Here is a 3,555-nt window from a genome sequence, read left to right as displayed (position 1 = left end):
GGCCGGACCACGATCCAGGGGGGACGGCACATGAACGCCAGCCAGGGAGAGCGGGCGAAGCCCGCCGGGCCGGATCTGCGGAGCGTCCAGGAGGCCGTCGCGCGGGCGCTCGGGGAGCACCTGCCCGGCGGAGTGCGCAGCGGTGAACTGGACCGCGATGGGCGGGCGTTGCGCTGGGTGGAGGCCGGTCGGGGCGGTGTCGCACCGATGGTCCTGATCGCGGGTTGCGGCACCACGGCGCTCGGCTGGTCGGCCGTCCTGCCCGAACTCGCCGGGTACGGGCGGGTCGTGGCGTACGACCGGGCGGGGCTGGGCGCCAGCGAGCCCGGTCGGGCCGCCGCCCCGACGCTGGACGGCCAGATCGCCGACCTGGCCGCCCTCGTTCAGCACCTGGAAGCCGGACCGGCGCTCCTGATCGGGCACAGCTGGGGCGGCCAGCTGGCCTAACTCCTCGCCTGGCAGCGGCCGGAGCTGGTGGCCGGGCTGGTCCTGGTGGACCCGGCGCACGAGGAGTTCCAGCCATGGTCCATCCGGGCCGCCGAGGCGGTGCTGAACCGGCTGTGGCTGTACCGGGCTGGATCGGCGCCGACGGCGTCGGCACCGGCGTCCCTCGATGCGGAGGTGCCGCTCGATCGGGCGACGCCGCTCGATCCGGCGACGTCGCTCGACCGGGCCGAGGCGGCCGTGATCGCGCACCGGCACCAGCGGCGGGCCGTCCTCGCCGAGCAGCGGCTGACCTCCGTCGCCGTTCCGGAGATCCGGCGACGCCGCTCCACCGCGCGACCGTTCGAGATGCCGGTGACGGTCCTGAGCGCGACCCGGGGACTGCCCGGTGCGATGCGCGTCCGCTGGACCGCCCTGCAGGCGGGCATCGCGAGGAACGCCGTCCGGGGAACCCACAGCACGGTCCACGGTGCCGGTCACGCCATTCAGGCCGACCGGCCCCGGGCGGTCGTCGCGGCCGTCCGAGAGGTTTCGGATCACGCCCGATACTTCCTTATGGACTGATGATTCGTGCTCAATTCCTGTCCGGACCTGATCAACTGAGCCTGTAACCCGCTCTGGCACACTGTGTGCCGATGACCCGTCGGGGCGGGGCACGGAACACGGGGGGAGCAGGGGTATGAGCGGGGCGGGCACCGTGCTCGGCGGGCGGTACGAGCTGGTCGAGAAGATCGGCGGCGGCGCGATGGGTTCGGTCTGGAGGGCCGAGGACACCGTGCTGGCACGCCGGGTCGCGGTCAAGATCCTGCGCTCGGAGCTGCTGGAGGACGACACCTCCGCCCAGCGCTTCCGCCGCGAGGCCCAGCTCGTCGCCGCGGTCGACCACCCCGGCGTGGTGGGCGTCCACGACTACGGCGAGAGCGGCGGGGACGGCGAGGAACGCTGCGCCTACATCGTCATGGAGCTGATCGACGGCCGTCCGCTGGACAGGGTGCTCAAGGACACCGGCCGGATGAGCGTCGAGCGCACCCTCGACCTGGTGGCCGGCGCCCTGGACGCGCTGCACGCCGCGCACCGGCGGGAGATCGTGCACCGGGACATCAAGCCGTCCAACCTGATGGTGCGGGTCGACGGGCGGGTGGCCATCACCGACTTCGGCATCGCTCGGGCGCTCGCCAGCACCAAGCTGACCGCCCCGTTCGCGATCATCGGCACCGCGCTCTACATGTCCCCCGAGCAGGCCGAGGGCGCGAACCTCGGACCGGCCACCGACCTCTACTCGATCGGCGTGGTCTGCTACGAGCTGCTGGTCGGCGCGCCGCCGTACTCCGGTGACGGGCCGCTCCAGATCGCGCTCAAGCACGTCAACCAGCCGGTGCCGGAACTGCCGGACACCTTCCCGGTGTCGGTGCGGGCGCTGGTGGCCAGGGCGCTCGCCAAGAAGCCCGAGGAACGGTACGCGGACGCCGCCGCGATGGCGGCGGCGGCCCGAGCGGCTCGTGCGGCACTCGTGAGGGACGGCGGCGCGGGCGGCGCGCAGGCACCCGGGAAGGCAGGCCCCGAGGGCAGCGGGACCATCCCGCTCGGGGCCGGCGCGGGCTCGGCGGACAAGAACGGTGCGGCGGCCGATGGCGGTGCGGGGGCCAAGGGCGGTGCGGCGGACAAGGGCGGTGCTGTCGAACTGATCAAGGGCGGCGCCGGGGCGGACCCGGCCGAGGCGGGGGCCGTGGTGGTCCCCGCCGTGGGCGGCGCCCCGGCGGCGGACGAGGTCGCGAAGGTGGAGCCGCAGGCTCCCACCGAGCCCGGCCGCAAGCGGTCGCGGCGCGCCCTGCTGGTGCCCATCGTCATCCCCGTCGTCATCTCGATGGGCACGGCGACCGTGCTGCTGGTCGACCGCGGGGCGGGCGGCTCCGACGCGGCCCTGACACCCGGCGCCCAGCCGACCGTGGTGGTCACCGTGCCGGCGAACCCGGGCACCGCCACCGCGGCGCCCGCGACCACCACCGCGCCGGTCACCTCGGCGCCGACCGACACTCCGGCAGCCACCCCGGGCCCCGACCAGTCGGCTCCCGCCGCCGGCCAGGGCCAGCCGCAGGCCCCGGTGCCCCCGGTGCCGGCCGCCGGACAGGGCGGCAGCGGCGGTGCGGGCGGTTCGAGCGGTGCGGGCGGCGGCCGGAGCGGTGGTACGGGCGCGGGTACGGGTACGGCTGCGGGCGGATCACCGGCCGATCAGGCGAACAAGCCCGGAGGTGGCAACCCGCCCAACCCGCCCGCCGACCAGAACCCGCAGCCCCCGGCCCAGACCACGAGCGGCACCGGCAACACCTCGTCAGGTGCGAACAGGCCGCCGTCCTGCGGCGGCAACAGCTGGAGCACCATCGTCAGCGTGAAGGACGGCCGCGCGATCGGGATGCGCGACGACAACCTGAGCGGGGACAACCCGATCCTGGTCGGCGGTCACTCGCAGTACGGCTGGGTGCGCTCGACCAATCCCGGCGCGTGGATCCTCTTCAACGCCTGCAACAACGGCGGCCCGCAGCTGGTCCAGACGATGGACGGGAAGGTCGTGCTGAGCAACGGGTTCAGCTTCCTCACCAACTGGACGGTCCGCAGCGGAAGTTCGGCCGGCTCGTACACGCTCGGCGACTACCAGAACCAGGTCTGCATGACCAACAACGGCCCCGGCAGCGCGGTCACCATGGTCGCCTGCACCGCCGGCAACGCCGCCCAGGAGTGGCGGCTCCAGTGACGGCCCCGGCCGACCCGGGCCGGTAGCAGCCTCCCTTCCGGCGGGCAAGGGGGGCAGGCGGCGGAACCTCGCCACCCGGGTGTCAAGGGACTGTATGGAATCTTCTACACACATGTAAAAGTCGATCGACGGTCGGCCTGCCAGGTGCTCCGGGCCGGCGTTCGGTGAGCGAGTGCCCGTAGGTGCAGGCGATCGGCCGTCGCTCTGCTCGAAGCCCTTGGCGGGATGCGGTGAATTGCCCCGATTCATCTGCCGATTGGACGCTCTTTACCCAATGGCGGGACCTGGCCAATCAATGAAGCAGACCTGTCAATTCATCTGCTGGATTGTCATGCTTCTGGTCACCCCCTGGCGGTAGCCCC

The 3,555-nt window shown here is 73.2% G+C and carries 3 protein-coding genes; all 3 read left to right on the top strand.

Going from position 1 to position 3,555, the window contains the following annotated elements:
- The coding region (locus tag ACIQOV_RS32905) for an alpha/beta fold hydrolase (RefSeq protein ID WP_401054385.1) at positions 1–447 on the top strand (447 nt) is incomplete at its 5' end.
- A gap of 99 nt (positions 448–546) precedes the next feature.
- Positions 547–1,008, top strand: a complete 462-nt coding sequence (locus ACIQOV_RS32900; RefSeq protein ID WP_401054384.1) for a hypothetical protein — start codon at positions 547–549, stop codon at positions 1,006–1,008.
- A 115-nt stretch (positions 1,009–1,123) separates the two neighbouring features.
- The gene (locus ACIQOV_RS32895; RefSeq protein WP_401054383.1) at positions 1,124–3,193 is read left to right on the top strand and encodes a serine/threonine-protein kinase; all 2,070 of its coding nucleotides are present in this window, start codon (positions 1,124–1,126) and stop codon (positions 3,191–3,193) included.
- The last annotated feature ends 362 nt before the right edge of the window (positions 3,194–3,555 follow it).

It is taken from the genome of Kitasatospora sp. NPDC091257 (assembly GCF_044757675.1).
GTDB lineage: Bacteria > Actinomycetota > Actinomycetes > Streptomycetales > Streptomycetaceae > Kitasatospora > Kitasatospora lactacystinica.
Note: the sequence above shows the minus strand (reverse complement) of the source record. Positions and strands in the feature narration are given on the sequence as shown.

Excerpts from the sequence above, each read along its gene's own strand:
- ACIQOV_RS32895 (WP_401054383.1), top strand. The coding sequence starts at position 1,124 with ATGAGCGGGGCGGGCACCGTGCTCGGCGGGCGGTACGAGCTGGTCGAG.